Source organism: Acidovorax sp. ST3 (assembly GCF_003231145.1).
Lineage (GTDB): Bacteria > Pseudomonadota > Gammaproteobacteria > Burkholderiales > Burkholderiaceae_C > Acidovorax.
This window is the reverse complement of record NZ_QKVP01000003.1, coordinates 456041-482375: the sequence shown is the minus strand read 5'-3', so window position 1 is coordinate 482375 and position 26335 is coordinate 456041. Positions and strand designations below refer to the sequence as shown.

At 66.8% G+C, this 26335-nt stretch carries 22 protein-coding genes; 14 read left to right on the top strand and 8 right to left on the bottom strand.

Going from position 1 to position 26335, the window contains the following annotated elements:
* Nucleotides 1-41: 41 nt before the first annotated feature.
* The 6 genes from DNK89_RS11470 to DNK89_RS11445 all read right to left on the bottom strand — a co-directional run bounded on the left by DNK89_RS11470 (nucleotide 42) and on the right by DNK89_RS11445 (nucleotide 8818).
* A complete protein-coding gene (locus DNK89_RS11470) occupies nucleotides 42-1832 on the bottom strand; it encodes an ATP-binding protein (RefSeq protein WP_238990786.1) in 1791 nt (596 codons plus the stop codon).
* A 73-nt stretch (nucleotides 1833-1905) separates the two neighbouring features.
* Nucleotides 1906-3447, bottom strand: a complete 1542-nt coding sequence (locus DNK89_RS11465; RefSeq protein ID WP_110960185.1) for a PepSY-associated TM helix domain-containing protein — start codon at nucleotides 3445-3447, stop codon at nucleotides 1906-1908.
* A gap of 19 nt (nucleotides 3448-3466) precedes the next feature.
* The gene (locus DNK89_RS11460; RefSeq protein ID WP_238990785.1) at nucleotides 3467-5677 is read right to left on the bottom strand and encodes a TonB-dependent siderophore receptor; all 2211 of its coding nucleotides are present in this window, start codon (nucleotides 5675-5677) and stop codon (nucleotides 3467-3469) included.
* A 135-nt stretch (nucleotides 5678-5812) separates the two neighbouring features.
* The gene (locus DNK89_RS11455) at nucleotides 5813-6175 is read right to left on the bottom strand and encodes a DUF2946 family protein (RefSeq protein ID WP_110960183.1); all 363 of its coding nucleotides are present in this window, start codon (nucleotides 6173-6175) and stop codon (nucleotides 5813-5815) included.
* 165 nt (nucleotides 6176-6340) lie between these two features.
* Nucleotides 6341-7780, bottom strand: coding sequence for an aldehyde dehydrogenase family protein (locus DNK89_RS11450; protein ID WP_110960182.1), 1440 nt, complete (start codon nucleotides 7778-7780; stop codon nucleotides 6341-6343).
* Between the two features lie 309 nt (nucleotides 7781-8089).
* Nucleotides 8090-8818 carry a FadR/GntR family transcriptional regulator gene (locus tag DNK89_RS11445; RefSeq protein WP_015015564.1) on the bottom strand — a complete coding sequence of 243 codons (729 nt, stop codon included), beginning with the start codon at nucleotides 8816-8818 and terminating at the stop codon, nucleotides 8090-8092.
* 122 nt (nucleotides 8819-8940) lie between these two features.
* Here DNK89_RS11445 and DNK89_RS11440 point away from each other — a divergent pair, with 122 nt between their 5' ends.
* The 10 genes from DNK89_RS11440 (at nucleotide 8941) to DNK89_RS11395 (ending at nucleotide 20246) form a co-directional block, all read left to right on the top strand.
* A complete protein-coding gene (locus DNK89_RS11440) occupies nucleotides 8941-9759 on the top strand; it encodes an NAD(P)-dependent oxidoreductase (RefSeq protein WP_056637251.1) in 819 nt (272 codons plus the stop codon).
* 8 nt (nucleotides 9760-9767) lie between these two features.
* Complete coding sequence (locus DNK89_RS11435; RefSeq protein ID WP_110960181.1) at nucleotides 9768-10649, top strand: SMP-30/gluconolactonase/LRE family protein; 882 nt, start codon at nucleotides 9768-9770, stop codon at nucleotides 10647-10649.
* A 42-nt stretch (nucleotides 10650-10691) separates the two neighbouring features.
* Nucleotides 10692-11669, top strand: a complete 978-nt coding sequence (locus DNK89_RS11430) for a TRAP transporter substrate-binding protein (protein WP_015015561.1) — start codon at nucleotides 10692-10694, stop codon at nucleotides 11667-11669.
* Between the two features lie 73 nt (nucleotides 11670-11742).
* Complete coding sequence (locus DNK89_RS11425) at nucleotides 11743-12231, top strand: TRAP transporter small permease (protein WP_015015560.1); 489 nt, start codon at nucleotides 11743-11745, stop codon at nucleotides 12229-12231.
* A 204-nt stretch (nucleotides 12232-12435) separates the two neighbouring features.
* A complete protein-coding gene (locus tag DNK89_RS11420; RefSeq protein WP_056066169.1) occupies nucleotides 12436-13728 on the top strand; it encodes a TRAP transporter large permease in 1293 nt (430 codons plus the stop codon).
* Between the two features lie 69 nt (nucleotides 13729-13797).
* Nucleotides 13798-15372, top strand: coding sequence for a galactarate dehydratase (gene garD, locus DNK89_RS11415; protein ID WP_110960180.1), 1575 nt, complete (start codon nucleotides 13798-13800; stop codon nucleotides 15370-15372).
* 83 nt (nucleotides 15373-15455) lie between these two features.
* Complete coding sequence (locus tag DNK89_RS11410) at nucleotides 15456-16385, top strand: DMT family transporter (RefSeq protein ID WP_110960179.1); 930 nt, start codon at nucleotides 15456-15458, stop codon at nucleotides 16383-16385.
* A gap of 9 nt (nucleotides 16386-16394) precedes the next feature.
* A complete protein-coding gene (locus DNK89_RS11405; protein WP_110960178.1) occupies nucleotides 16395-17507 on the top strand; it encodes an aldose epimerase family protein in 1113 nt (370 codons plus the stop codon).
* Between the two features lie 79 nt (nucleotides 17508-17586).
* Complete coding sequence (locus tag DNK89_RS11400) at nucleotides 17587-18570, top strand: catalase (RefSeq protein ID WP_238990784.1); 984 nt, start codon at nucleotides 17587-17589, stop codon at nucleotides 18568-18570.
* Nucleotides 18571-18722: 152 nt separating this feature from the next.
* Entirely contained in the window at nucleotides 18723-20246 is a 1524-nt protein-coding gene (locus DNK89_RS11395) for a DegQ family serine endoprotease (RefSeq protein WP_110960176.1), read from the top strand.
* 51 nt (nucleotides 20247-20297) lie between these two features.
* Here DNK89_RS11395 and DNK89_RS11390 read toward each other — a convergent pair whose 3' ends face one another.
* The gene (locus tag DNK89_RS11390) at nucleotides 20298-21329 is read right to left on the bottom strand and encodes an ABC transporter substrate-binding protein (RefSeq protein WP_110960175.1); all 1032 of its coding nucleotides are present in this window, start codon (nucleotides 21327-21329) and stop codon (nucleotides 20298-20300) included.
* Between the two features lie 203 nt (nucleotides 21330-21532).
* On the opposite strand from DNK89_RS11390, the gene DNK89_RS11385 reads away from it, so the two are divergent.
* From DNK89_RS11385 to DNK89_RS11375, 3 genes are all read left to right on the top strand, one after another.
* Nucleotides 21533-22192 (top strand): response regulator transcription factor, encoded by a 660-nt coding sequence (locus DNK89_RS11385; RefSeq protein WP_110960389.1) that lies wholly within the window; start codon nucleotides 21533-21535, stop codon nucleotides 22190-22192.
* Nucleotides 22193-23542, top strand: a complete 1350-nt coding sequence (locus DNK89_RS11380; RefSeq protein ID WP_110960174.1) for an ATP-binding protein — start codon at nucleotides 22193-22195, stop codon at nucleotides 23540-23542.
* Nucleotides 23543-23770: 228 nt separating this feature from the next.
* Nucleotides 23771-24763, top strand: coding sequence for a 2-dehydropantoate 2-reductase (locus DNK89_RS11375; protein WP_110960173.1), 993 nt, complete (start codon nucleotides 23771-23773; stop codon nucleotides 24761-24763).
* 40 nt (nucleotides 24764-24803) lie between these two features.
* Here the strand turns inward: DNK89_RS11375 and DNK89_RS11370 are convergent, their stop codons facing one another.
* Complete coding sequence (locus DNK89_RS11370; RefSeq protein WP_099729357.1) at nucleotides 24804-25295, bottom strand: Lrp/AsnC family transcriptional regulator; 492 nt, start codon at nucleotides 25293-25295, stop codon at nucleotides 24804-24806.
* 100 nt (nucleotides 25296-25395) lie between these two features.
* Between DNK89_RS11370 and DNK89_RS11365 the strand changes: the two genes are divergently transcribed.
* Complete coding sequence (locus DNK89_RS11365) at nucleotides 25396-26298, top strand: EamA family transporter (RefSeq protein ID WP_110960172.1); 903 nt, start codon at nucleotides 25396-25398, stop codon at nucleotides 26296-26298.
* Nucleotides 26299-26335 lie beyond the last annotated feature (37 nt).

The window sequence follows — 26335 nt, the reverse complement described above, 5'->3', positions numbered from 1 at the left end:
ACCCCACAACACCTTAGCGCGTCGCATCCGTACGAGCCTGCTTAATGAGACTCCATGCCCGGCTCACGGGGCAAAGTCAGCGTGAAGCGCGACCCCTGGCCCTCCGAAGAGGACAGTGTGAGCGTGCCCCCCATCAGCACCGCCAACGCCCGCGACAACGCCAGCCCGAGGCCTGTGCCGCCGTGCTGGTAGCTCACCTGGTCGTTGCCTTGGCGAAATTTCTCGAAGATGGTTTCGTGCAGGTGCGCGGGGATGCCCGGGCCGGTGTCCACCACGTGGAAGCGCACGGCGTCTGGGCTGGCGTCCACCTCGATGGCGACCGAGCCTGTGTCGGTGAACTTCATGGCGTTGGACAGCAGGTTGTTGAGCACCTGCTTGAGCCGCAGTCCGTCGCACATCAGGGTGTGCGGGGCGTCAGGCGCGATGCGCACATGGAGCGCCAGGTTCTTGTTGGCGGCCGTGACAGCAAAGAAGTCGGCGGTGGACTGAACAATCTCCGCCACGTTTTGCTCGGTGGGGAGATGGGGCATGGCGCCGGCTTCCACCTTGGCCAGGTCCAGGATCTCGGTGAGCAGGGCGTTCAGGTGGTCTGCTGCTTTGCGGATCAGGCTGGCCTGTTCCTTGAAGCGGGGCTGCTCCAGCCGTAGTTCCATCAGTTCTGCGAAGCCGCGGATGCTGGTGAGGGGCGTGCGCAACTCGTGCGAGACAGCGGCCAGAAATTCGCTTTTGGCCTGGCTGGCCGAGCGGGCCTCGGCCTCGCTGATGCGTAAGGCGGCGTTGGTGCTCTCCAGCTGGCGCACGCTGCGCACGAAGATCACGGCTGCGCCCGCCAGTGCAACGCTGAACAGGGCCATGGTGAACAATGCGATGTTGCGGCTGGCGCGCCACTCCTGCAAGGCCTCGTCGGTACTTGTTGCCACTACGACCAGCAGTGGATAGTCGCCCACACGGCTGTAAGCGTAGATGCGCTCGACACCGTCGATGCCGCTGGAGCGTACGTAGTGGCCGCTCGGTCCGCGTTCTTCGGCATTGTTGTCCTGACTGCGCGGCACCACGCTTCCCATGCCTACACTCTGTCCGCCCATCACTCTCGCTCGGATGGTGCGGTCGTTTCCGATCAGTGTCACGACACCCGTTCGCCCCAGTTGAACTCCGCGATAGACGTCCTCGAAGTAACCGGGGTTCACGGAGGCAACAATCACGCCGGCTACGCCACCGCCAGCGTCCTGAATCTTGCGCGACAACTGGATGGTGGCCTTGCCGGACACCTTCCCAATCACGGGCTTACCCACAAACAGTCCGCTAGGCGTCTGCTGCAGGCGGACCGCCTCTGACTCTTTGGGATGGAGGTGTACCTGCACGTGCTCACGTTCAGAAAGGTCTACGTGCCCCGTTTTTTCGCCATTGGTGTCGATGTTGCTTCCAATGAACCGGCCGTCAGGGCCGACCAGTGAGAGCTGCGTCAGGATTTGCGGAGCGAGCCCTGTCTCATTGGCGAACCGTGTGAAGTCTGCCTTTTCAAAGTCGTTGGCCTGGACAGCGTCCCGCATGCGCAGGGTGGCTTGGTCTACGGCCGCCATCACCCGCACGGTCTGCTCGCCCAGGCTGAGGGCGAGATTGCTGTTCTGGCGAATCTGCGCATTCATTGCATCGCGCCGAGACACGTCCATGAGCAGAGCCACGGTGCCCCAGGCCATAAGCAAGACTACGCCCGTACCCCATGCCACCATGGAACGCAAAGGCAGGCTGGATGTCCGCTTGGGGGGCGGTGCCGGAATGCTGGTGGCTGAAAGCTCGGGGGCGATGGCGGAGGGCGGTGTAGGGGCCGTCATGGGCAAATGTTTCCAGGCGCAACTACAGCCATCATAGGCGCGCTCCGCGACCAGGTCACTGGCAGCTGTCGCGCTATTGCGGTCCTTGCAGTTTGGTACCGAGTCTGCGCCACCCTATTACCACCCCCGTCACGCTCATCACCGCCCCGCCCAAGCTCAGCAGGATGAGCAGCCCATCCCACAGCGGCCTGCGCTCCAGCAGGGGCAGCCAGTCCCAGCTGTGCAGCATGGCAAACAGCCAGCGGCTGGTGCGGCGGTGGCTGTCGGTGCGGCTTAGCACCGCACCGGTGTGCGGGTCAATGTGCACCCAGGTGGCGTGCGGGTCGTCAAACACCACGCGCAGCGCGGGCAGGGGTTTGTCGACGCCGCCAGTCATGGTGTGGGCAGCGCGGTCGTAGTAGTGCAGGTCGTAGGCCGTCAGCGTTTCGGTGCGTACCACCGCGTGGGGCAACAGGCGTGCGGCGGCTTCTGCCACAGCACCCGGGGCCCACACATGCACGGTGGCGGTGGTGGCGTCCAGCACCGTCGGGGCGCCGGTGGGGCTGTGGGCCAGCACCAGCGTGTGCCCCGCATGGCGCACCCACCGCAGCTCACGGGTGTTGGGCGATGCCGCAGAGAGCAAGGCTTGTACCGTTGCTGCCTGCGCGGGCACTTGCAGCGGGCCGCCATTCATGGCCTGCTGGCGCAGTGGCGCGGCGCCGCTGTCAAAAATCTTCCAGGGGTTCATCGACATGAGGCCGCTGAAGATCCAGGTGAAGGTGATGGCGGCGAACACCAGTCCGAACACATGGTGCCAGCGCATCATGAAGCCCCTGTAGGGCGTGCGCGAACCGGTCTTGTACCGGCCCTGGAAGCGCCAGCGCAGCACACCCACCACGGTGCCCGTCAGCGTGAGCACGATGCCCGCAATGGACAGCCAGTTGACGATGTCCGTCCAGTAGCCGTTGAAGACATTGCCCCGGAAGGGGTAGAGCCAGTGGATCCAGGCGCCTGCGTAGTTCCAGGCGCGCTCCTGCAGCGGCGCATCGCGCACCACCTCGCCCGTGGTGCCCGACACATACACCACGGTGCCCGCGCTGTCGCCCAGGTGCAGGCGGTGCAGCGGGCGGTGCACGTCGAGCGCGCGCGAGTGGGTGAATGCGTCCTCGTCGATCGTGCCCAGGTGTGCGATCCGTGCGCCGGGCTCCTGCGCGAAGGCGCGAGCCGAAGCGAGGGCGTGCTCGGCGTCTACGCGCTGCAACCGTTCGCCCGTGAGGGCGTCGATGACCGCAGGCGCTGGCGCCCTGCGCGGGCGTGGTACGGCGTCTCCGGCAGGGGCGGCGGGAACCACCAGGTACACCGCCCGCCCGCCGCTGGCCACGGAGAGCCTCAGGTCCTGCAGCGGCCCTGCCAGGCCTGCGCGCGCCAAGGCGTCAGCGGGCTCCAGCAGAGGCTCTGTGCCCAGCGTGGCGCTGCGCAGCGGCGGCAGGTGGGCCAGCCTCTCGGCCTGCGTGAGCTTGGGGTAGCCCACGTACATCATCACCACGCCCGAGAGGAACCACATGGCGAAGAAGGCGCACAGCAGCACGCCCAGCCAGCGGTGGACGAGGTACAGCCAGCGTTTGGCGTGTGGCATGTCCGGTTCCTTACCTGCGTCAGAACGCGGTGTGCAGCGTCACGTCCAGCGTGCGCGGTGCGCCCAGGTAGACCTGGTCACGCGTCTCTGCAGCGTAGATGCGGTCGGTGGCGTTGCGCACGCGGGTGGTGAGCGTGGTGGTCTTGTTGATCTTCCAGGCCAGGCCCAGGTCCAGCAGCGTGTACGACGGCCAGAACTTGGTGTTGGCTGCGTTGCCGTACACCTTGCCCACATGGCGCACGCCCACGCTGGCCGTGACGGTGGGCGTGATCGCGTAAGAGGCCCACAGGTTGGCCACCTGCTGCGGAACCAGTTGGGGCGCATTGCCCGCGCGTGAGACACCGCCCTGCACAAAGTTCTCGTACCGTGCGCGGGTCAGCGCCAGGTTGCCCTGCAACTGCCATTGCGGCGTGGGCCGAATGCCAGCCGACAGCTCGATGCCCTTGGACGACTGCTCGCCCACCAGCACTGTGAGGTTGGGGTTGGATGGGTCTTGCGATGCGATGTTCTTGCGGCGGATGTCAAACGCCGCTACCGTGGCGCTGCCCTTGCCGTCCCAGAAGTCGAACTTGCTGCCCACCTCGACCTGGCGGCCCGTGGTCAGTTCGCTGTTGTTGCGCACATCGGCAAACGAGGCCGAGGCCAGCGAGCCCGATGGCGGGTCGGCCGCGTTGGAGGCCTGTGCATACAAGTTGGCGCCGGGTGCAATGTCCCACACCACACCCAGGCGGCCAGTGGTGGGGCTGTAGCTGCGGCTGAAGGTGGCGGGTGCTGTGGCCGTCACGGCACGGCGGTTCACCAGGTCGAGTTCTATGCGCTCGTGCCGCAGTGCGGTGATCAGATTCACGCCAGGCACCACGGCCGTGCGGTTTTCCAAGTACAGCGCCGTGTTGGCGATCTTGTTGTCCTTGTCAGGGTTCAGGACGGGTGACATGCCGGGAATGTCGAAGAAGTTCTCGGTGGAGAAGTGGTACGGGTTGACCGTGCTCACGGTGACCGAGGGGCCGAACGGGAAGCGCGTCTGCTTGTTCACGCTCACGTCCAGGCCAAAGGCCCAGTCGCTCTTTCGGCCTGCGAGCTGGCCTTGGTACGTGCCCTCCAGCCGGTCGCCCACGAGCTGTTGGTCGTGGCGTTGCAACAGCGGGGACGTGCGCGTGACGGCCGTGTTGGTGGCATTGAAGGTGTAGGTCTCCACGTTGCGGTAGTCGCGCAGGGCGTCGTACACGTAGAGCGTGTTCTTGAGCTGCAGCGCATCCGACACACGCCATTGCGCCACCGAGCGCAGCCATTGCACGCGCTGCTCGTACATCCCGTCGGCGCTGTTGTAGTTCTTGAAGCGCGTGGCGGGGTCGATGGCCAGCGCGCCCACGGCGGGGTTGAGCACCGGCGTGCCCCAGTACGGGCGGTCCACGTGGTCCTTCTGGTATTCATAGGCCAGCGTATGGCTGAAGCCACCGCCAAGGTCCGACAGCAGCGAGGTCGCCAGCTGGGTGGACTGCGTTTTGGTGCCCTCGATCCAACTGCCTGCGTTGCGGTGGTTGAGGTCGATGCGCGCGTAGTGCGCAGGGCCTGCAGTGCCATCGCTGCCTGCAATGCGGCGGTTCAGGCCTACCGACACTTCCTTCAGGTCGTAGGAGCCCAGGCGCAGCTGGCCCTCGGTGAAGTCGCTGCGCTCGGCCGTCTTGGTGATGTAGTTGATGGAGCCGCCCACGCCGCCCGATCCGTACAGAAAACTCGACGCGCCGCCGATGGCCTCGACCCGGTCGTAGATCCAGCTATCGACCGCGCGTGTGGCGCTGCCGTACTGCGGGTTGATGCCGTTGTACAGCTGCGCAACCGAGTTGCTGGTGAAGCCCCGGTAGTGCGCGGACATGGAGCCCGGCGCGTTGTGCGCCACCACGCCCGGCACGGCGCGCAGGATTTCCTGCGTGTCCTGTGCGCCGCGTGCGTCGATGGTGGCGCGATCCACCACGGTGACGGAGGCCGGGTTCTCGCGCGCCGTCAGGCCCAGGCGGCTGCCGGTGTCCACGGGGGTGTCCAGGTTCAGCTTGCCGTTGGGGGATGCGGCGGTGTCCACCACGTCCACGGCCTTGAGCGTGGGCGTGGTGGTCTGGGCAGGGACGGAGAGGGAGGCCAGTGCGCAGGTGGCGAACACGCCCCAGCACGAAGGAGAAAGAGGCAGGCGCGGAGAGCCCGCAGCATGGCGGGAGGAGGAGTACGAACGGGACATGAAAACGCTCTTGTCTTGAGGCGACAGCGCAACCAGGCCCGCGTGGAGTGCACGCAGGGCTGCGCGGTCTGGAAACCAGCGGGAACAAGGCAGCGCCCGACCACCAGGTACGGGGTACTGCCAACAGGCTTCAGATCAAGAGCGCGATGGGGGCCCGCGTGCGGGCAGGGGGGCTGCAGTGGCCGCCGCGATGCGGGCGGCCTCGACGGGCTGCAGCGCATGGGCCAGGGGGTGGGGTGGCAGCACGGCGGCTACCGGGGTGGGGGGCGGCGCGCTGGGAGTGGCGCACAAGGGGCAGTCCATGCCCATGGCGCCCATCTCCACCGTGCCGTCATCGGTCTGCACCAGCAGCTTGATGGTGCCCGCGCCCGAGCAGATCACCTCGATCGACTGGGGGTGTACCAGCGGAGATGCGATGGACACCCCCATTGACGCCACGAACCATGCGAGCACCCACAGGCGCAGCGCAGCAAAGGTTGTTCGTGGGAGGGTGGTCATGGGGCGCGATGATACTGCGGCCACACAGTGGTGCGGGATAGTTTGCTATAAATGTTATAGCGTTACTCGCTTTCTGCATCGGCGCCAGGGCCGGATTTTGTGGCAATTTGACGCAGGGCAAGCACCGTGGCTGCTGGCGCCGCCGCGTCGGCGGCGGCGCCAGGTTCAGGCCTGGGTGTAGGCCGTCTTGACCGTGGTGTAGAACTCCGCCGCGTAGCGCCCCTGCTCACGCGGGCCGTAGCTGCTGCCCTTGCGGCCACCGAAGGGCACGTGGTAGTCCACGCCCGCCGTGGGCAGGTTCACCATCACCATGCCGGCTTGCGCGTGGCGCTTGAAGTGCGTGGCGTGCTTGAGGCTGGTGGTGGCGATGCCACTGGCCAGGCCAAACGGCGTGTCGTTGGCCAGGGCCAGCGCTTCGTCGTAGTTCTTCACGCGCAACACGCTCACCACGGGGCCAAAGATCTCTTCGCGGTTGATGCGCATGCCGGGCGTGGTCTCGGTGAACAGGGCGGGGCGCAGGTAGAAGCCTGGCGCGCCGTCGGCGTTCTTCTCCAGCGCTTCGCCGCCGTAGGCGAGCTTGGCGCCTTCCTGCTGGCCGATGCCGATGTATTCCAGGTCCTGCGCGAGCTGGCGGTCGTCCACCACGGGGCCGATGTCGGTGCCGGCCTTGCGGGCGTCATCCACCTTCAACGTCTTCATCTTCTCGACCATGGCGGCCACGAAGCGGTCGTGGATGCCTTCGGTCACGATCACGCGGCTGCTGGCGGTGCAGCGCTGGCCAGTGGAGAAGAAGCCGCTGTTGATGGCCGCGCCCACGGCCACGTTCAGGTCGGCGTCGTCCAGCACCACAAACGGGTTCTTGCCGCCCATCTCCAACTGCACCTTGGCGCCGCGCGGCACGCAGGCGGCGGCCACGCGCTGGCCCGTGCCGACCGAGCCGGTAAAGCTCACGCCCGCAATGCGCTCGTCTTCGAGCAGCACGGCGCCCACGTCTGACCCGCGACCCATCACCAGGTTGAACACACCGGCGGGCAGGCCCGCGCGGTGCAGGATGTCGGCCAGCGCCCAGGCAGAGCCTGGCACCACCTCGGCAGGCTTGAACACCACGGTGTTGCCATAGGCCAGGGCCGGGGCGATCTTCCAGGCCGGGATGGCGATGGGGAAGTTCCACGGCGTGATGATGCCGATGGTGCCCAGCGGCTCGCGCGTGATCTCGATGCCCACGCCGGGGCGCACGGAGGGGATCATCTCGCCGCCGGGGCGCAGCGCCTCGCCCGCAAAGAACTTGAAGATGGCAGCCGCGCGGCCCACTTCGCCAATGGCCTCGGGCAGGGTCTTGCCTTCTTCGCGGGCCAGCAGGTCGCCCAACTCTGCCTTGCGGGCAATGATCTCGTTGCCCACCGCGTCGAGAATGTCAAAGCGCTGCTGGGGCGTGGACAGGCTCCAGGCCGGGAAGGCCGCGTGCGCTGCGGCCACAGCCTCCAGTGCCTGCTCGCGGCTGGCCACGGCGTAGTCGCCGATCACGTCACGCGTGTCGGAAGGGTTGGTGTTCTGGTACGTGCGGACGCCTTCGGTCCAGTTGCCGGCGATCAGGTTTGCGTGCATGGCGGTGATGGTGTGAAAGGGTGGGTGGTTGAAGAAAGTCGGATCAAAGCACTGAGGCCAGGATGGCGTGGCCGAGAGCGCTGTCCGCTACGGGCGACGCCCATCCAGGCCACTTGGGGTACCAATGCGGGGCAATGGCAGATTTGTTGTATGTCATCGTACAACATAAGCGCATCTATGGGTACTTCGGGTAACTACTCATGGGATCACTCCCTGCCGCCAGGGCCCTGCGGTCGTATCTGGCTCATCGGACCCGCAGGGCGACAGGTCAGCGCGCCGGGTGGGCGGCATTGCCGGGTCCCCCGGACTTCAGCCGGCCTCGGCCTGCGCGCGCCGGCGCCGTTCGCGGCTGTTGGCCAGGTGGGTGCGCATGGCCGCGCGGGCGGCGTCGGGGTCCTGGCCCACGATGGCGTCGTAGATGCTTTCGTGCTCGCCATTCACGCGGCGCAGGTACTGCCTGCGTTCGTCGTTGGGGGCCTCCACCGAGTCCAGCCGGGCGCGCGGAATGATCATGCTGCCCAGCGTGCCCATCAGCTCGGCAAAGTGGCTGTTCTGCGTGGCGCGTGCGATCTCCAGGTGGAACTGAAAGTCCGCCGCCACCGCGTCGCGCCCGGCATCCACGGCCGCTGCCACGGCGTCGAGCGCTTCGCGCATCGTCTTGAGGTTGGCGGGGGTGCGGCGCTGCGCTGCCAGCGCGGCGGCCTCGGTTTCTACGCCGATGCGCAGCTCCAGCACGGCAATCACATCGCGCAGGGTGCTGAACTGGTCGGGGGTGATCTTGAAGCCAGGGGCCTGCCCGAGGCCCAGCACAAACGTGCCGATGCCATGCCGCGTCTCCACCAGGCCGGACGCCTGCAGCTTGGAAATGGCCTCGCGCACCACCGTGCGGCTGACGTTGAACTCGGCCATGATCGCGGCCTCGGTGGGCAGCTTGTCGCCCAGTGCCAGGCGCCCGTCGCGGATGCGGTCACCCAGGGAGTCCACCAGCTCCAGGGCCAGGGTGCGGGGCTTGCGGCGTGGGGCAATGTCGGTGCTCATGTCTCGGTGTTATCCCTATGTGTTGGACGGGTTGAAAGGAGTACATTGCCTCCTCGTTGTATGACAACTGATGACGTTCAACCACTTGTAACGCCACTGTACCAAGAACCTCCGCAAAAGCCATGCCCTGTCACCCGACACCGATCCGTTTTCAACGCTTGTTATTGACCGGGGCCGCTGGCGGACTGGGGCGTGAATTGCGCACGCGCCTGAAGGCGTACTGCACCACCTTGCGCCTGTCCGACATCGCCGACCTGGGCAGCGAGGCGCCGGGCGAAGAACTGCGCCCCGCGCGGCTGGAAGACGCCAGTGCCATGTTGCCGCTGCTCGAAGGGGTGGACGCCGTGGTGCACCTGGGGGGCGTGTCCACCGAGCAGCCCTGGGACCCCATCCTGCAAGCCAACATCGTGGGGGCGTACAACCTCTATGAGGCCGTTCGCAAGCAAGGCGTCAAGCGCGTGGTGTTTGCCAGCTCCAACCATGTGACCGGCTTTTACCGCCAGGACGAAGTGGTGGGCCTGCGCGACCCGGCACGGCCCGATGGCCTGTATGGCCTGTCCAAGGCGTTTGGCGAGGACCTCTCACGCTTCTACTTTGACCGCTACGGCATCGAAACCGTGTGCCTGCGCATCGGCTCCTCCTTCCCCGAGCCGCGCAACCGTCGCATGCTGGCCACCTGGATGAGCTACGACGACCTGGAGCGCCTGGTGGTGGCCAGCCTCACGGCACCGGTGGTGGGCCACAGCATCATCTATGGCATGGGCGACAACACCACCACCTGGTGGGACAACACACTCGCCCGCCACATTGGCTACCGCCCGCAAGACAGCTCCGAGCCCTTCCGTGCCAAGGTGGAGGCCGCAGACCCGCAGCCCGACCTGACAGACCCGGCCGTGATCTACCAGGGCGGGCCGTTTGTGCGCACCGGTCCGTTCGAGTGAGCGAACCCATGGAACTCTTGCTGCCTCACCACAAGGACCAGGTGGGCGAAAGCCCGCTGTGGAGCCCTGCCGAGCAGGCGCTGTACTGGGTGGACATTGAAGGCCGCGCGCTGCGCCGCCTGCGCTGGGCCGACCGGCAACTGATGAGCTGGACGACACCTGAGCGGCTGGCCTGTATTGCGCTGCATGCGAGCGGTGGGCTCATCGCCGGCATGGACACCGGCGCATTCCACCTGCAGCCTGCCGACGACGGCACTTTGGTCTGCACCCTTATCTCTGCCGTGCAGCACCCGCAAGCCGGCATGCGCTTCAACGACGGCCGCTGTGACCGCCAAGGGCGCTTCTGGGCTGGCACCATGGTGCGCGACATGTCGCTGGCCCAGCCTGCGGGCGGCTTGTACCGACAGGATGCACGCGGCCTCTCGGCGCCGCAAGTGCAGGGCCTGGTCACCCAGAACGGCCTGGCCTTCAGCCCGGATGGCGCCACCATGTACCTCAGCGACAGCCACCCCAGTGTGCAGAAAATCTGGTCGCTGGACCTGCACGACGACGGCAGCCTGGGGCCGCGCCGAGAGTTCGTGGACATGCGCGAACTGCCGGGCCGGCCCGACGGCGCTGCCATCGACACCGACGGTTGCTACTGGATCTGCGCCAACGATGCAGGCCTGGTGCATCGCTTCACGCCATCGGGCGTGCTGGACCGCTCGCTGGCCGTGCCGGTCAGCAAGCCCTCGATGTGCAGCTTTGGCGGGCCCGACATGGACCTGCTGTTCATCACCTCCATCCGCCCCGGCCAGCCGCAGTGCAACGATACAGCCCACGGCGGCGCGGTCTTCGTGACCCGCCCGGGCGCCCAAGGGCTCGCAGAAGCCCCGTACCAGAGCGCGTGAGCGCAGCGCGCCAACCCCATTCAACCCAGGAGACAAAGCACCATGAACGTTCCACACCTCTTTGGCCGCGTGGCCATCGCCGCCGGCATCCTGCTCGGCAGCCTGGCCGCGCAGGCCACCGAGTTCCGCTCGTCCGACATCCACCCCGAGGACTATCCCACCGTGCTGGCCGTGCGCCACATGGGCGAGACGCTGTCCAAGGCCACCGGCGGCAAGCACAGCATCAAGGTGTACGCCAAGGGCTCGCTCGGCATCGAGAAGGACACCATCGAGCAGACCAAACTGGGCGCCATCGCCATGACGCGTGTGAACGTCGCGCCCATGAACAACATCTGTCCCGCCACCATGGTGCCCACCATGCCGTTTCTGTTCCGCGACAAGGAGCACATGCGCAAGGTGCTGGACGGCGCCATCGGCGACGAGATCCTGAAGGACTGCGAATCGCAGGGCTTTGTGGGCCTGGCGTTCTATGACTCCGGCGCACGCTCGATCTACACCGTCAAGAAGCCCATCAAGACCCTGGCCGACGTGAAGGGCCTGAAGGTGCGCGTGCAGCAGAGCGACCTGTGGGTTTCGCTGCTCGAAGCCATGGGCGCCAACGCCACCCCCATGCCGTTCGGTGAGGTCTACACCGCACTGAAGACGGGCCTGGTGGACGCCGCCGAGAACAACTACCCCAGCTACGAAAGCTCGCGCCATTTCGAAGTGGCCAAGTACTTCAACAAGACCGAGCACTCGATGGCGCCCGAGATCCTGCTGTTCAGCAAGCGCGTCTGGGACAAGCTGAGCGCCGACGAGCAAAAGGCGATCCGCGCAGCCGCGAAGGAGTCGGTGGTGTACATGCGCAAGCTCTGGGACGAGCGGGAGGAGAAGTCGCTGGCCGTCGTCAAGGCCGGTGGCGCTGACATCGTGGAAGTGGACAAGGCGCCCTTCAAGGCGGCCATGAAGCCGGTGTACGACAAGTTCCTGAAGGACCCCAAGCTCCAGGACATGGTCAAGCGCATCGACGCGGTCCAGTGACCCTGGCCATCCCTGCCGCAGGGCCCGACGCCCGGCGGCAGGTTTCTTTGTTTGTCTTCTGAATGTTCCTTCTATGTACACGCGACTCTGTGCCTTCATCGCGCGCACCTGCCTGAAGCTCGGCGTGGGGGGGCTTGTCCTCCTGGTGTGCGCCGTGCTCTACCAGGTCATCGGCCGCTACATCTTCAACGACACCCCCACCTGGGCCGAGAGCGGTGCCGTGCTGCTGGTGCTGTACGTGACCATGCTGGGCATGGCAGTGGGCGTGCGTGATGCGGGCCACATCGGCCTCGAATCCTTCCTGGTGCTGGCGCCCGACTGGCTGCGCACCAAGCTCGAGTTGTTGATCCACGCCCTGGTGCTGCTGTTCGGCATCGTCATGGCCTGGAACTGCGGTGTGCTGGCTGAATCCGTGGCGCCTTACAAGATCCCCACGCTGGGCATCTCCGAAGCCTTCAAGTACGTGCCGCCCGCCATGGCCGGCGTGCTGGTAGCCATGTTCTCGCTGGAACACATCATCGCCATCCTGCGTGGCGTTGAAGTCGAGCCTGCCTGGCACTAAAGAGACTGGGAATCCCTTGTCCATGCCCGCCTTGCACGCCAAAACGCCCAGGCTCGTCCTTGCAAATGCTCGCCATCGCGCTGGCTATGGCTGCGCTTTGCGCCTAGATCCGGAGCGTTGTGGCGCGCCTTTCGGGCACGGCCAAGGAATTCCCAGCCTCTAAGCCCGCTCCTTAAACGTCTTCATAAAAATTCCATCACCATCATGGCGTTGACCATCCTGTGCGTGAGCTTCACGCTGCTGCTGCTGCTGGGCGTGCCCGTGGCCTTCTCGATCGGCCTGTCCTCGCTGGCCACCATCCTGTACGAAGGCCTGCCGCTGGCCGTGGGCTTCCAGCAGATGATTTCGGGCATGAACCCGTTCTCGTTCCTGGCGATCCCGTTCTTCATCTTCGCGGGCGAGATCATGATGTATGGCGGCATTGCCGACCGCATCGTCAACTTTGCCAAGAGCGTGGCGGGCCATGTGCGTGGCGGCCTGGGCATGAGCAATGTGCTGGCTTGCACGCTGTTTGGCGGTGTCTCGGGCTCGCCGGTGGCCGACGTGTCCGCCATGGGCGCCGTGCTCATTCCGCAGATGAAAAAAGAGGGCTACCACGCTGACTATGCGGTGAACGTGACCACCCACGCCTCGCTGGTGGGCGCGCTCATGCCCACGTCGCACAACCTGATCATCTTCACGCTGGCTGCTGGGGGCAAGGTGAGCATTGCGGCGCTGATCCTCGCGGGCATCGTGCCGGCCCTGCTGCTGACCATCTGCAATCTCGCAGCCGCCTATTTCGTAGCCGTCAAGCGCGGCTACCCCGCCGGCACCTTCCCGGGCTGGGAGATTGTGTGGATCTCGTTCCGCGCCTCGGTGCCCGGCCTGGCGGTGGTGGTCATCATCATCGCGGGCATTTTGTCGGGGGCGTTCACCGCCACCGAGTCGGCGTCAGTGGCGGTGCTGTGGGCGTTGATCCTTTCGGTGTTCGTCTACAAAAAGCTCACGCGCGAGCAGTTCCTCAAGGCCGCGTCCAAGGCCGTCAAGACCACGGGCACGGTGCTGCTGCTCATCGGCATCTCGTCCATGTTCGGCTACCTCATCGGCCTGTACGGCGTGGCTGAGCTCACCGGTGATGCGCTCAAGTCCATGAGCACCTCGCCCTGGGTGATCTTCCTGTCGGTGAACATCATCCTGTTTGTGTTGGGCACCTTTCTCGACATGGCGGCCACCATCCTCATCTGCACGCCCATCTTTTTGCCCATCTGCCAGCAGTTCGGCATGAGTACCGAGCAGTTCGGCATCGTCATGCTCATCAACTGCGCTCTGGGCCTGAACACGCCACCCGTGGGCACCACCCAGTTCATCGGATGCACCATCGGGGGCGTGTCGGTGGGTGAAGTGATGAAGACTATCTGGCCGTTCTACAGTGCGCTCATCGTGGCGCTGATGCTGGTGACCTATGTGCCCCAGTTTTCGATGTGGCTGCCAGACTTGGTGCTCAAGGGTGGCGGCTGACCCAGCGGGAGTGATGGCTCTGCCACTGCGTGGAGCGAAACCGGCATACCTTGTGAATTGAACGGACTTATGCGACAAGCTCTCACCATCCGCATGCACGCGGATGACAACGTCGCCATCGTCGCCAACGACGGTGGCCTGCCTGCAGGCACCCTGCTGCCAGCCGGTGTGCCGGGTGCAGGCATCACGCTGCGCGACAAGGTGCCGCAGGGCCACAAGGTGGCGCTGGCAGACATCCCCGAAGGGGGCGTGGTGCGCCGTTACAACGTGCCCATCGGCTATGCGCTCAAAGACATCGCGGCGGGTAGCTGGGTACACGAGCGCCTGCTGCAGATGCCCTCGGCCCGCGCGCTCGAAGGCCTGCCCATGGCCACCGTGAAGCCCCCGGTGCTCGAACCTCTCACGGGCTACACCTTCGAGGGTTATCGCAATGCCGATGGCTCGGTGGGCACGCGCAACATCCTGGCCATCACCACCACCGTGCAGTGCGTGGCCGGTGTGGTGGCGCAGGCCGTGCGCCGCATCAAGGCCGAGCTACTGCCTTTGTTTCCCCATGTGGACGATGTGATCGGCCTGGAGCACACCTACGGCTGCGGCGTGGCCATTGATGCGCCCGATGCCATCATCCCCATCCGCACACTGCGCAACATCAGCCTCAACCCCAACTTCGGGGGCGAGGTGATGGTGGTGAGCCTGGGCTGCGAAAAGCTGCAGCCCGACCGCCTGCTGCCCCCGGGCAGCTTCCCCATCACTGACGAGCGCGACGCGGCGCTGGGCCCCGAGACGGTGTGCTTGCAGGCCGACGAGCATGTGGGCTTCATGTCCATGCTCGACCACATCGTGCAAAGCGCGCGGCCCCACCTGGAGCGCCTGAACGCCCGCCGCCGCGAGACCATCCCCGCCAGCGAGCTGGTGCTGGGTGTGCAGTGCGGTGGCAGTGATGCGTTCTCGGGTGTCACTGCCAACCCTGCTGTGGGCTTCTGCGCCGACCTGCTGGTGCGCGCTGGCGCCACGGTGATGTTCAGCGAGAACACCGAGGTGCGCGACGCCGTGGAGCAGCTCACCAGCCGCGCCGCCACGCCCGAGGTGGCTGACGCTATCGTGCGCGAGCTGGGCTGGTACGACCGCTATCTGGACCGGGGCCGTGTGGACCGCGCGGCCAACACCACGCCGGGCAACAAGGCGGGCGGGCTGTCCAACATCGCCGAGAAGGCCATGGGCTCCATCATCAAGAGCGGCACTGCGCCCATTGCGCATGTGCTGGCGCCGGGCGAGAAGTTGCGCCGCGACCAGCGCGGCCTGGTGTACGCCGCCACGCCCGCGAGCGACTTCATCTGCGGCACGCTGCAACTGGCTGCGGGCATGAACTTGCACGTGTTCACCACGGGCCGGGGCACGCCCTACGGCCTGGCTGAATGCCCGGTGGTCAAGGTGGCCACGCGCACTGACCTGGCGCGCCGCTGGCACGACCTGATGGACATCAATGCCGGCAAGATCGCTGATGGCGAGGCCACCATCGAACAGCTAGGCTGGGAGATGTTCCACCTGCTGCTCGACGTGGCCAGCGGCCGCAAGAAGACCTGGGCCGAGCAATGGCAGCTGCACAACGCGTTGGTGCTGTTCAACCCGGCGCCGGTGACCTGAAGTTTTAGGGGCTATGGCCCCTTGTGTTCTCCCTTTAACAGCCCTTGCCTGCAAGGGCTGTTGTCCTTGAAAGACCGCATCTCATGGGGCATTCCCGATTTTCCGACCGCAAGGTCGTCGTGGCGCTGGCGCTGCTGTGCTGTCTGCTCTGGGGCAGCTCGTACCCCGCCATCAAGACCGGCTATGCCTGGTTTGGCATCGCCCGCAATGACATCCCCACACAGCTCGTATTCGCAGGCTGGCGGTTTCTGGGGGCCGGTCTGATTCTGCTGGCCTGGGCCGTTGCCACGCGCAAGGCCATCTGGGGCCTGGGGCCCGGGGCAGGGCGCCAGCTGGTGGTGCTGGGCCTGGCGCAGACCACGCTGCAGTACGTGTTCTTCTACGTGGGCCTGGCGCATACCACGGGCGTCAAAGGCTCCATCATGAACGCCACGGGCACCTTCTTCAGCGTGCTGCTGGCGCACTGGGTGTATCACAACGACCGGCTGAGCCACGCCAAGCTCTGGGGCTGCGTGGTGGGTTTTGCGGGCGTGATGGTGGTGAACCTGGGGCGCGGCACGCTGGACCTGGACTTCACGCTGCTGGGCGAGGGTTTTGTGGTGATCGCCGCGTTCGTGCTGGCGGCCGCTAGCATCTACGGCAAGCAGGTGTCGCAGCGCATGGACTCGGTGGTGATGACGGGCTGGCAACTGGGCCTGGGCGGTGTGGCGCTACTGGCCATCGGCTGGGGACTGGGGGGCTCGCTCACGGGTTTCACCGCGGGCTCGACCGTGCTGTTGGTGTATCTGGCGCTGCTGTCGTCGGCCGCTTTTTCGCTGTGGAGCATTTTGCTCAAGCACAACCGCGTGAGCCAGGTCACGGTGTTCAACTTCACGGTGCCGATCTTCGGCGCGGCGTTGTCGGCGCTGTTTTTGGGCGAGGCACTGTGGGAGTGGAAAAACCTGCTGGCCCTGGTGCTAGTGTGTGTGGGCATCTGGCTCGTCACGCGTGATATGGCCAGTGCCACCAAATAGACTCGGCGCATGGCTTTCACACTTTCCCGCGAAGCGTTTCAACAAGAGCTGCACGGCCAGCGCACGGACCTGTTCACCCTGCGCAGCCCCGGCGGCCTTCAGGTGGCGGTGAGCAACTACGGCGCCCGCCTGGTGCAGGTGGCGGTGCCCGACGGGCAGGGCGGTCTGGCTGATGTGGCGCTGGGCTACGACAGCCTGCAAGGCTACCTGGACGGCCAGCTCTCCATGGGCGCACTCATTGGCCGCTGGGCGGGGCGGCTGCGTGCGGGCATGCTGACCTTGCCGGACGGATCGCACCGGCAACTGCCCACCAATAGCGGGCCACACCACCACCATGGCGGGCCGCGCGGTAGCCGCTTTCAGGTGTTTGCGGTGGAGCAGGTACAGGCCGATGCCCTGACCCTGAGCCACACCTTCCGCACCGAAGACGACGGCGTGCTCGGCACGGTGCGCGTGCGGCTCCACCTGCAGGTCACGGCCGACAACGCGCTGCACATGGCCTGGACGGCCGAGGTGCTGGATGCCCCCTCGTTGCTCAACCTCACCGGGCATGCGTTCTTTAACCTGGCAGGCCAGGGCAGCACCCACGGCCACACCCTGCAGGTGCCCGCCAGCCGCTACGTGCCATTGGCCGCTGATGTGTGCCCCACCGGCGGGCTGTCGGGAGTGCAGGGCACGCCGTTCGACTTCCGCCAGCCCCGCCGTGTGGCGGATGCCATCGCAACACCCCATGAGCAGCTGGCTGTGGCGGGCGGGCTAGACCACTACTTGGTGCTGGACGAACAGGCTCCGCCCCTTGCCCCTCCGTCGTCATCCATCACGCCACCGGGCCTGCGCCTGGCCGCGCTGCTGAGCGAGCCAGTGAGCCGCCGTGCGGTGGAGGTGTGGAGCACCGCCCCTGGCGTGCAGGTGTATGCAGGCCACGGCCTCAAGGCCGACCCCGCCCGGGACCTGGGGCGTGGTGCGGGGCAGGGCGGCTGGCTGTGGCAGCCGGGCGACGGTATCTGCCTGGAGCCCATGGAGTACCCCGATGCGCCCAACCACGCAGGCTTTCCGGTGCGCTGGTGGCAGCCGGGCGAGGTGGTGCGGGGCGCCATCGTGTACCGCTTCGTCAGTGGTTGAAGGCCAGGAGTGGGGTGGCATCGGAGGCCCGTGCCGCGCTACCATGCCGCCAGGCTTTTAACCAAGGTGGCTCATGCACATGTCCAACGCCCCCAGCACCCAGTGGAAAGAAGTGGTGGCACCCGATGAAGCCCAGCGCTTTGCGGGCTACGCGCGCCAGTTTGCCGAGCTGCAGGCACGCAAGTCGCAAAAATATGGCAACGGACGGGGCCTGCACCGCAAGCAACTCACGGCCGCGTATGGCCGCCTGGAGGTGCTGGGCGATCTGCCCGCGTTTGCCGCCCAGGGCTTGTTCGCGCGGCCGGCGCAGTACGACGTGCGGGTGCGACTGAGCAACGGCGGCATGGACAAGGCGGCGGACCACAAGCCCGACATCCGGGGCTTTGCGATTAGTGTGCGGGGCGTGCAGGGCGACTCCGCGTTGGGCAACGGGCCCGCCAAAAGCCAGGACTTTCTGCTCATCAACCAGGAAAAGTTTGCCTTCCCCCAAAGCGCCGAGTTTGTGGATTTTGTGGTCGCTGCGTCGCACGGCGGCGGTGCGTTGATCAAGTTTCTGGTGCAGCGCCACGGCTTGCTGGGGGCGGCCCGGCAGATCGCCAAGACGGTCAAGACCTTCGGGCGGCCCTTTGGCGGCTTTGCATCGCATCCCATGTTCAGCGCTGCGCCCATCGCGTGTGGGCCCTATGCCGTGCGGGTGCGGCTGGTGCCCCATGCGTCCAACGGCGCGCCTGTCAGGCAGGTGCAGCACGACTGGGATGCCGAATTCTCCGACCGCCTGCGCCAGCAAGACCTGCAGTGGGACCTGCAACTGCAGCCGTTTGTGGACGAGGCCACCACCCCGATTGAAGATGCCAGCGTGGACTGGCCCACGCCCTACACCACCGTGGCCCGGCTCACCCTGCCACGGCAGGACCCTGCCGCCGATGCAGCCCTGGCCGCCGAGGTGGAGGCCGCTGTGTTCGACCCCTGGCAGGCGCTGGCTGCACACCGGCCCCTGGGCGACGTGATGCGGGCCCGCAAGGTGGTCTATTTCGAGAGCCAGAAGGGCCGTGGCGCCGCGTGACCTGCGGGGTGCTGCGACCGGGGCGCTTCGTGAGGAGGCTCTCACATGACTCAGAAAAGCAAACAGGGACTTTGAACAGCTTCTAAGTTTCGTCTAAGTGTTGGTGCCCACACTGCCCTCCATCGCAACTCCGATTGGAAAGGCACCACACCATGAACACGACAACGCTGACCTCCACCCCCCGCCGCCTCATCCTGGCCCTGGTGGCCGCCGGTGCGGTGGGTGCCACGGGCGCAGGCCTCATCACCGGGCACCAAGCCCGCGCATTGACACCGCCCCCCGCCATCGTGGCCCAGACGCCAGCTGCCCCTGGCGGGGCCTTGCCCAGCTTCGCGCAGATCACCGCGCAAAACGGCCCGGCTGTGGTCAACATCAGCGTGACGGGCAGCACCAAGGCCGCGATGGCCGATGACGACGGCGAAGACGAAGGCCAGCCCGCCGCGCGCCAGGGCCGGGCGCCGCAGATGGACCCGAACGATCCGTTCTACCAGTTCTTCCGCCAGTTTGGCTTTCCGGGCGGCATGGGGCCACAGGCCCAGCCCAACGTACCCACGCACGGCCAGGGCTCCGGCTTCATCGTCAGCCCCGACGGCCTGGTGCTGACCAACGCCCATGTGGTCAAGGGCGCCAGTGAGGTCATCGTCAAGCTCACCGACCGGCGCGAGTTCCGCGCCAAGGTGCTGGGCTCCGACCCCAAGACCGACGTGGCCGTGCTCAAGATCGACGCCAAGAACCTGCCCACCGTGCGCCTGGGCAGCACCCGCGACCTGCAGGTGGGCGAGTGGGTGCTGGCCATTGGCTCGCCCTTTGGCTTTGAAAACAGCGTGACCGCCGGTGTGGTCAGTGCCAAGGGCCGCTCGCTGCCCGACGACAGCCTGGTGCCCTTCATCCAGACTGACGTGGCGGTGAACCCCGGCAACTCCGGTGGTCCGCTGTTCAACGCCCGTGGCGAGGTGGTGGGCATCAACTCGCAGATCTACAGCCGCTCGGGCGGCTACCAGGGGGTGTCGTTCTCCATCCCCATCGAGCTGGCCGCCAAGATCAAGGACCAGATCGTGGCCACCGGGAAGGTGCGCCACGCGCAATTGGGCGTGGCAGTGCAAGAGGTGAACCAGGCGTTCGCCGAGTCGTTCAACCTCGACAAGCCCGAAGGCGCACTGGTGGCCAGCGTCAGCAAGGGCAGCCCGGCCGAGGAGGCCGGCCTGCAGGCGGGCGACGTGATCCGCCAGGTGGACGGTCAGCCCATCGTCGCTTCGGGTGACCTGCCCGCCTGGGTGGGCCAGGCGCAGCCGGGCCAACAGGCTAAGTTGTCGGTGTGGCGCCAGGGCAAGCCGCTGGAGCTGACCGCCACCCTGGGCGACGCCAGCGACAAGGCAGTCAAGCAGGCGCGCAACGATGACGCCGTGGGCAAGGGCCAACTGGGTCTGTCGCTGCGCCCGCTGGACCCGCAGGAGCGGCGCGCGGCGGGCTTGAATGAAGGCCTGATCATCGAGCAGGCACGGGGCCCCGCTGCTGCGGCCGGTGTGCAGCCGGGCGACGTGCTGCTGGCCATCAACGGTGCGCCCATCAAGGACATCACGCAGGTGCGCGCCGCCATGGCCAAGGCGGGCAAGTCGGTGGCGCTGCTGATTGAGCGCGACGGCGACAAGATCTTTGTGCCCGTGCGCCTGGGCTGATCCATGGCCTGCGCCCGCCGTCGGTTGGGGCCCTGCGGCGGGCGCTGTGCATCAGCGCGGCAGGGGCTCCACCTCCTTCGTCCAGCGGTCGATCAGGCGGCGGCGCTCGGCGGCCTTGCCGTATTTCTCGAAGTCGTATTTGATGAGCTTCACGTTGTCCAGCGTCGGGATGCGTGGGTCCATCTTGAAGGTCTTGTTGGCGGGCACCTGGTAGCTGCCCACCTGGGCGCCCACGGCCTGGCCTTCAGGGCTCATCAGCCAGTCGTAGTATTTTTTGGCGTTGTCCATGTTGCGCGCGCCCTTGACCAGCGCAATGCCGCCCACCTCATAGCTGGTGCCTTCACAAGGCGCCTGGGTTTTCACCGGGTACTTGTCGGCCTTCCATTTTTCAAAGTTGAACATGAAGGTGATGCCCACACCCACCTCACCCTTGGCCACGTTGGGCGCCTGTGCCTGGCCACTGCGGGTGTAGGTGGTGGTGTTCTTGTGCAGGGCCTTGAGGTATTCGAACGCTTTGTCTTCGCCCATCAGCTGCACCAGGCCTGCGATCACTGTGTAGGCCGTGCCGCTGGAGGCGGGGTGCGAGATCTCGACCTCGCCCTTGTAGGCGGGCTTGACCACGTCGGACCAGCACTGGGGCTCGGGCAGCTTTTTCTTCTTGAGCGTTTCGGTGTTGTAGCCAAAGCCGATGGCCGAGCTGTAAAAGCCTCCCACCTGGTGGCCCGACATGGCGTACTGGCGCACGCTCCAGCTGTGCAGGTCATGCAGATACGCGGGGCGGTATTCGGCCAGCAGGCCCTGCTCGGCGGCCTGCAAGAAGGGGTCGCCCGTGCCGCCCCACCAGATGTCGGTCTTGGGGTTGTTGGCCTCGGCGCGCAGCTGCGCGGCAATCTCGCCCGTGCCCTTGTGGGCCTGGTTCACCTTGATGCCGGTCTTGCGGGTGAACTCCTTGGCGGCCGCTTCGCACCAGGGCGCGTCGGTGCTGCACAGCGCGTTGACCACGCCCTGCGCCTGGGCGCCCGTGGCAGACAGTGCGGCCAGCGCAACGGCCGCAGAGATGCAGCGAAGAGTGGGAAATGCCATCGGTCTTGCTCCTTGTGTGTTGTCGTATTGGCCCGGCCTGAGCGGCGGGCGGTGTGCGCGTGGTGCTTTCATTGTGACAGTGATGTGTCAAATTTAAGTCGTTCTAGCAGCCCAAGACTGCGTCTGCGCTCGCGCCGCCGCTATCCTTGGCAGCCAGCCCTTTTCCTGCACTCCTGACCGACCGGCCTTTCTACCCCTTTGCCATGCGCCTGCTGCTTGTTGAAGACGATTCCATGATCGGCGAAGCCGTGCAAGACCTGCTGCGTGCCGAGCAGTACGCGGTGGACTGGGTGCGCGATGGCGATGCCGCCGACACCGCCCTTTGCACGCAGGCCTATGACCTGGTCATGCTGGACCTGGGCCTGCCCAAGCGCGACGGCCTGGCCGTGCTGCGTGCGCTGCGTGCCCGCAAGAACCGCACCCCCGTGCTGGTGGCCACAGCCCGCGATGCCGTGGCGCAGCGCATCGAGGGGCTGGATGCCGGGGCCGATGACTACGTGCTCAAGCCCTATGACCTGGACGAGCTGCTGGCCCGCATCCGCGCCCTGTTGCGCCGCGCTGCGGGCCGGGCCGAGCCGGTGTACGAACACCAGGGCGTGTGCATCAACCCCGCCACGCGCGAGGTGACGGTGCGTGGCACACCCGTGGTGCTGTCGGGGCGCGAATGGGCGGTGCTGGAGCCGCTCATTGCGCGGCCCGGCATGGTGCTGTCGCGCCAGCAGCTGGAGGACAAGCTCTACGGCTGGGGCGACGAGGTGAGCAGCAACGCGGTGGAGGTCTACATCCACGGCCTGCGCAAGAAGCTGGGGCCCGAGCTGGTGCTGAATGTGCGCGGGGTGGGCTACCTCGTGCCGAAGATGTAGATGGCCAAGTTGTTTCACCGCCTGCAGGGCCTGCTCCCGCGCTCGCTGCGCATGCGGCTGCTGATGTTCTTGCTCGCCGCCATCGTGCTGGCCGGGGCGGTGCAGGGCGCGCTGGCCTACCGGGGCGCGCTGGAAGAAGCGGATGCGCTGTTTGACTACCACATGCAGCAAACCGCGCTGGCCCTGCGCTCGGGCCTGCCGGTGGATGCCCAAGGCCTGGGCCCGGGGCTGGACCCCGAGGACGAAAACCACGAATTCATCGTGCAGGTGTGGACCAACGAAGGCCTGCGCATTTTTGAATCCGCTGTAGGCGCCGCCCTGCCACAGATTGCCGTGCTGGGCTTCACCAACGTGCAGGCGCGCGGCGGCACCTACCGGGTGTTCTCGATGCAGACCCGCTCGCAGGTCATCCAGGTGGCGCAGAACATGGCCGCGCGGCGTGACATGGCCCGCAGCCTGGCACTGCGCACGCTGGCGCCGCTGGCCATCATGGCGCCGCTGCTGGTGCTGGCCGTGTGGTGGGGCGTGAGCCGGTCACTGGCCCCGGTGGAGCGCGTGCGCCGTCAGTTGGCACAGCGCCAGGCCGACGACCTCTCGCCCGTGAGCGACGCGCAGCTGCCCGATGAGGTGCAGCCGCTGGTGAGCGAACTCAACCTGCTGTTCGAGCGTGTGCAGCACGCGTTCGAGGCCCAACAACACTTTGTGGCCGACGCTGCGCACGAGCTACGCTCCCCCTTGGCCGCACTGCGCCTGCAACTGCAGGGCCTGCAGCGTGCGGGCGACGATGCCGCGCGGGCGGCCGCCGTTGAACGTCTGTCGGCCGGCATCGAGCGCGCCACGCGTCTGGTCGAGCAGCTGCTGACCCTGGCCCGGCAGGAGGTCAGCACGGCTGTCAACGATCCGGTGGACCTGCGCGCCACGGCGCACCTGGCGCTGGCCGACGTGGCCCCCGCCGCCCAGGCGCGCGGCATGGATGTGGGCCTGCTTGAATCGGACGCCGCCACCGTCACAGGCAATGCCGAGGCCCTGCGCATGCTGGCCCGCAACCTGCTGGACAACGCCATCAAATACAGCCCGCCCGGCGGCCAGGTGGACCTGCAGGTGCGCCGCGACGGCGACCACGCCGTGCTCACCGTGGAAGACAGCGGCCCCGGCATCGCCCCTGAGCACCGCGAGCGGGCCATGCAGCGGTTTGTGCGCGTCACCGCCGACGGTGCGCCCGGCAGCGGTCTGGGTCTGGCCATCGTGCAGGCCATCGCCCAAAGCCATGGCGCCACCGTGGCGCTGGACAGCTCGGCGCGCCTGGGCGGCTTGCGGGTGACCGTGCGGTTTGCGGCTGCCAAGCCCTGAGCTGTGTGATGCCCTGTTTGCTATTAATTGCATAGCTGTTCAGGCATATTGCACTAGTGCTATCGGCTCAAAAGCCCTCAAAAGCACCCGCAGAGTGCTTCAGAGCGCCTCGTCACGTGCGCGCCACGCCGCAAGGGGCCTGCCCCGCACAATGCGGGGGTAGCGCGCAGGCTGTGCCGGTTCCTGGTCCGCCTGCGTCCACTTCCACCACCGTACACACGCATCGGCATGAACTTCATCGTTTTGGGCGCAGGCGCCATTGGTTGTTATGTGGGTGGGCGCCTGGCCGCGCACGGCCAGCCCGTGTGCCTGGTGGGCCGCCCGCATGCGCTGGAGCCCATCGCGCAGCATGGCCTCAAGGTCACCGACCTGGACGGCTTTGACCGCACCGTGCCCACGTCCGCGTTGCAACTGGCCGCCACGCTGGCCGACGCCGCGCCCGGTGCCGACAGCGTCATCCTGCTGTGCGTCAAAAGCGGCGCCACCGAGTCTGCCGCGCGCGAGCTGGCGGCGGCCTGTGCGCCCGGCACCCCGGTGATCTCGCTGCAAAACGGCGTGGACAACGTGGCCCGCATCGCCGCCTTGGCGCCCGGCCTGAACGTGCTGGCGGGCATGGTGCCCTACAACGTGGTGCTGCGCGGCGCGCACGTACACCGCGCCACCGCAGGCCATTTGCAGCTGCAGCGCGACGCGATCACCGAGCGCATTGCGCCCTTGTTCAACGTCGCTGGCCTTGCCACCGTGTTGCCTGCCGACATCCGCGCCGTGCAGTGGGGCAAGCTGCTGCTCAACCTCAACAACCCGGTCAATGCGCTGTCCAACCTGCCCCTGCGGCAAGAGCTGCTGGACCGCGATTGCCGCCGTGTTTTTGCTGCGCTGCAGACCGAGGCGCTGCGCGTGATGGCGCGCGCGGGCATCACCCCCGCCCAGGTCACCGCCGTGTCGCCCACGCTGCTGCCCCATGTGCTGCGCCTGCCCAACTGGCTGTTCACACGACTGGCAAAGCGCATGCTGCAGATCGACGCCACGGCGCGCTCGTCGATGTGGGACGACCTGGAGGCCGGGCGCGTGACGGAGATCGACGCGCTGTGCGGCGCCGTGGTGCGGCTGGCGGCGCAACAGGGCATGGCGGCACCGCTCAATGCGCGCATGTGCGAGCTGCTGGGTGGCCCGCGCCAGCGCCTCACGGGCAGGCAGATGCGCCAGATGCTGGGTCTGTGAGTTGGGATTTGGGATTCGGGACTGGGGTTGTGACCGGTGATCAGGCAGCGGGTGCTGCGCTGTCCAGCGGCACGCGCAGCCCGGTCTTGAGGCTGGCCAGCGCCACCGAGGTCCGAAACCGCTTGATGTTGTCGTCCCCCTCAAACAGCCGCCGCGTCAGCGCCTCGTAGTCCGCCATCGACGCCACGTTCACCACCAGCAGGTAGTCCGCCTCGCCCGTCACGCTGTAGCACTGCTGCACCGCGTCTTCGGCCGCAATGCGCGCGCGCAGCGGGGCGGTGCGGTCGGGGCGCTCGTTGTCCAGGTGCACCTCCAGCACGATGGTCAGCGGCTTGCCCACCTTCACCGGGTCCAGCACGGCCACATTGGCGCGGATCACGCCGCTGTCCTTGAGCCGCTGAATGCGCCGCTGCACCGCAGGCGCCGACAGGTTGACGGCCTGCGCAATCGCACGCTGGGGCGTGGTGTTGTCGGCCTGCAGGATGTCGAGGATGGCGAGGTCAAAGCGGTCAAGTGCTGCTGGGGTGGCCATGAGGGCTCCTTGGAACAGGCTGTCTGGGTGAGCGAAAGTTGCGCGCGAGCCCCGAAATTCGAGCCAAAAGCACGCTGGGGTCGCACTATATTTTCAGCCCATGAGCGCTTCACCCCTCCGTTCTCTTCTGCACCGGTTCTTCCCCTTCCTGGCCGTGCTGGGTTCCGTCACCGCGTTGGGCATTGGCACCTCGTGGGCCAAGCACTGGCTGTTTCCGGTGGTCGGGGCGCAGGGCACCACCGCCGTGCGCGTGGGTTTTTCGGCGCTGCTGGTGCTGCTGCTGTGGCGGCCCTGGCGCTGGCACCTGTCACGCGCCGACGCGCGGGCGGTCATGCTCTACGGCGCGGCGCTGGGCGGCATGAACCTCATGTTCTACATGTCGCTGCGCACCCTGCCGTTTGGCCTGGCGGTGGCCATCGAGTTCGCCGGGCCGCTGGCCGTGGCGATCTGGTCGTCGCGTCGCGCGGTGGATTTTGTGTGGGTGGCGCTGGCCATCGCCGGCCTGGGCATGCTGCTGCCGCTGGGGCTCAACGGCAGCACCCTGGACCCGGTGGGCGTCTTCTACGCCCTGGGCGCGGCCGTGTTCTGGGGGCTGTACATCGTGTTCGGCAAGCGCGCCGGGCACCTGCACGCGGGGCATTCGGTATCGCTGGGCCTGCTGGTGGCCGCGTTGGTGGTGGTGCCCGTGGGCGTGGTGCATGCGGGCGCGGCGCTGCTGTCGCCCGCCGTGCTGCTCATTGGCGTGGCGGTGGCGGCGGTGTCCAGCGCCATCCCTATCTCGCTGGAGATGATGGCTTTGAAACGCCTGCCCAAGGAGGCCTTCGGCATCATGATCAGCATGGAGCCCGCCGTGGCTGCGCTGGTGGCCATGGCGCTGCTGGGCGAGCACCTGAGCGGGGTGCAGTGGCTGGCCATTGGCTGCATCATGGCCGCGTCGATGGGCAGTGCCATGACGGCTGCGCGGCCCGCTGCTGCCGACCGCGCGGCGCCGCAAGTGGCCTGAAGGTGCGTGCTGGCGGCGCGGTGCTGCCAAGCGGGTG

Bases quoted from the DNA above. Each gene is read 5' to 3' on its own strand.
- DNK89_RS11470 (WP_238990786.1), bottom strand. From the start codon at position 1,832: ATGACGGCCCCTACACCGCCCTCCGCCATCGCCCCCGAGCTTTCAGCC.
- DNK89_RS11465 (WP_110960185.1), bottom strand. From the start codon at position 3,447: ATGCCACACGCCAAACGCTGGCTGTACCTCGTCCACCGCTGGCTGGGC.
- DNK89_RS11460 (WP_238990785.1), bottom strand. From the start codon at position 5,677: ATGTCCCGTTCGTACTCCTCCTCCCGCCATGCTGCGGGCTCTCCGCGC.
- DNK89_RS11455 (WP_110960183.1), bottom strand. From the start codon at position 6,175: ATGACCACCCTCCCACGAACAACCTTTGCTGCGCTGCGCCTGTGGGTG.
- DNK89_RS11450 (WP_110960182.1), bottom strand. From the start codon at position 7,780: ATGCACGCAAACCTGATCGCCGGCAACTGGACCGAAGGCGTCCGCACG.
- DNK89_RS11445 (WP_015015564.1), bottom strand. From the start codon at position 8,818: ATGAGCACCGACATTGCCCCACGCCGCAAGCCCCGCACCCTGGCCCTG.
- DNK89_RS11440 (WP_056637251.1), top strand. From the start codon at position 8,941: ATGCCCTGTCACCCGACACCGATCCGTTTTCAACGCTTGTTATTGACC.
- DNK89_RS11435 (WP_110960181.1), top strand. From the start codon at position 9,768: ATGGAACTCTTGCTGCCTCACCACAAGGACCAGGTGGGCGAAAGCCCG.
- DNK89_RS11430 (WP_015015561.1), top strand. From the start codon at position 10,692: ATGAACGTTCCACACCTCTTTGGCCGCGTGGCCATCGCCGCCGGCATC.
- DNK89_RS11425 (WP_015015560.1), top strand. From the start codon at position 11,743: ATGTACACGCGACTCTGTGCCTTCATCGCGCGCACCTGCCTGAAGCTC.
- DNK89_RS11420 (WP_056066169.1), top strand. From the start codon at position 12,436: ATGGCGTTGACCATCCTGTGCGTGAGCTTCACGCTGCTGCTGCTGCTG.
- garD (WP_110960180.1), top strand. From the start codon at position 13,798: ATGCGACAAGCTCTCACCATCCGCATGCACGCGGATGACAACGTCGCC.
- DNK89_RS11410 (WP_110960179.1), top strand. From the start codon at position 15,456: ATGGGGCATTCCCGATTTTCCGACCGCAAGGTCGTCGTGGCGCTGGCG.
- DNK89_RS11405 (WP_110960178.1), top strand. From the start codon at position 16,395: ATGGCTTTCACACTTTCCCGCGAAGCGTTTCAACAAGAGCTGCACGGC.
- DNK89_RS11400 (WP_238990784.1), top strand. From the start codon at position 17,587: ATGTCCAACGCCCCCAGCACCCAGTGGAAAGAAGTGGTGGCACCCGAT.
- DNK89_RS11395 (WP_110960176.1), top strand. From the start codon at position 18,723: ATGAACACGACAACGCTGACCTCCACCCCCCGCCGCCTCATCCTGGCC.
- DNK89_RS11390 (WP_110960175.1), bottom strand. From the start codon at position 21,329: ATGGCATTTCCCACTCTTCGCTGCATCTCTGCGGCCGTTGCGCTGGCC.
- DNK89_RS11385 (WP_110960389.1), top strand. From the start codon at position 21,533: ATGCGCCTGCTGCTTGTTGAAGACGATTCCATGATCGGCGAAGCCGTG.
- DNK89_RS11380 (WP_110960174.1), top strand. From the start codon at position 22,193: ATGGCCAAGTTGTTTCACCGCCTGCAGGGCCTGCTCCCGCGCTCGCTG.
- DNK89_RS11375 (WP_110960173.1), top strand. From the start codon at position 23,771: ATGAACTTCATCGTTTTGGGCGCAGGCGCCATTGGTTGTTATGTGGGT.
- DNK89_RS11370 (WP_099729357.1), bottom strand. From the start codon at position 25,295: ATGGCCACCCCAGCAGCACTTGACCGCTTTGACCTCGCCATCCTCGAC.
- DNK89_RS11365 (WP_110960172.1), top strand. From the start codon at position 25,396: ATGAGCGCTTCACCCCTCCGTTCTCTTCTGCACCGGTTCTTCCCCTTC.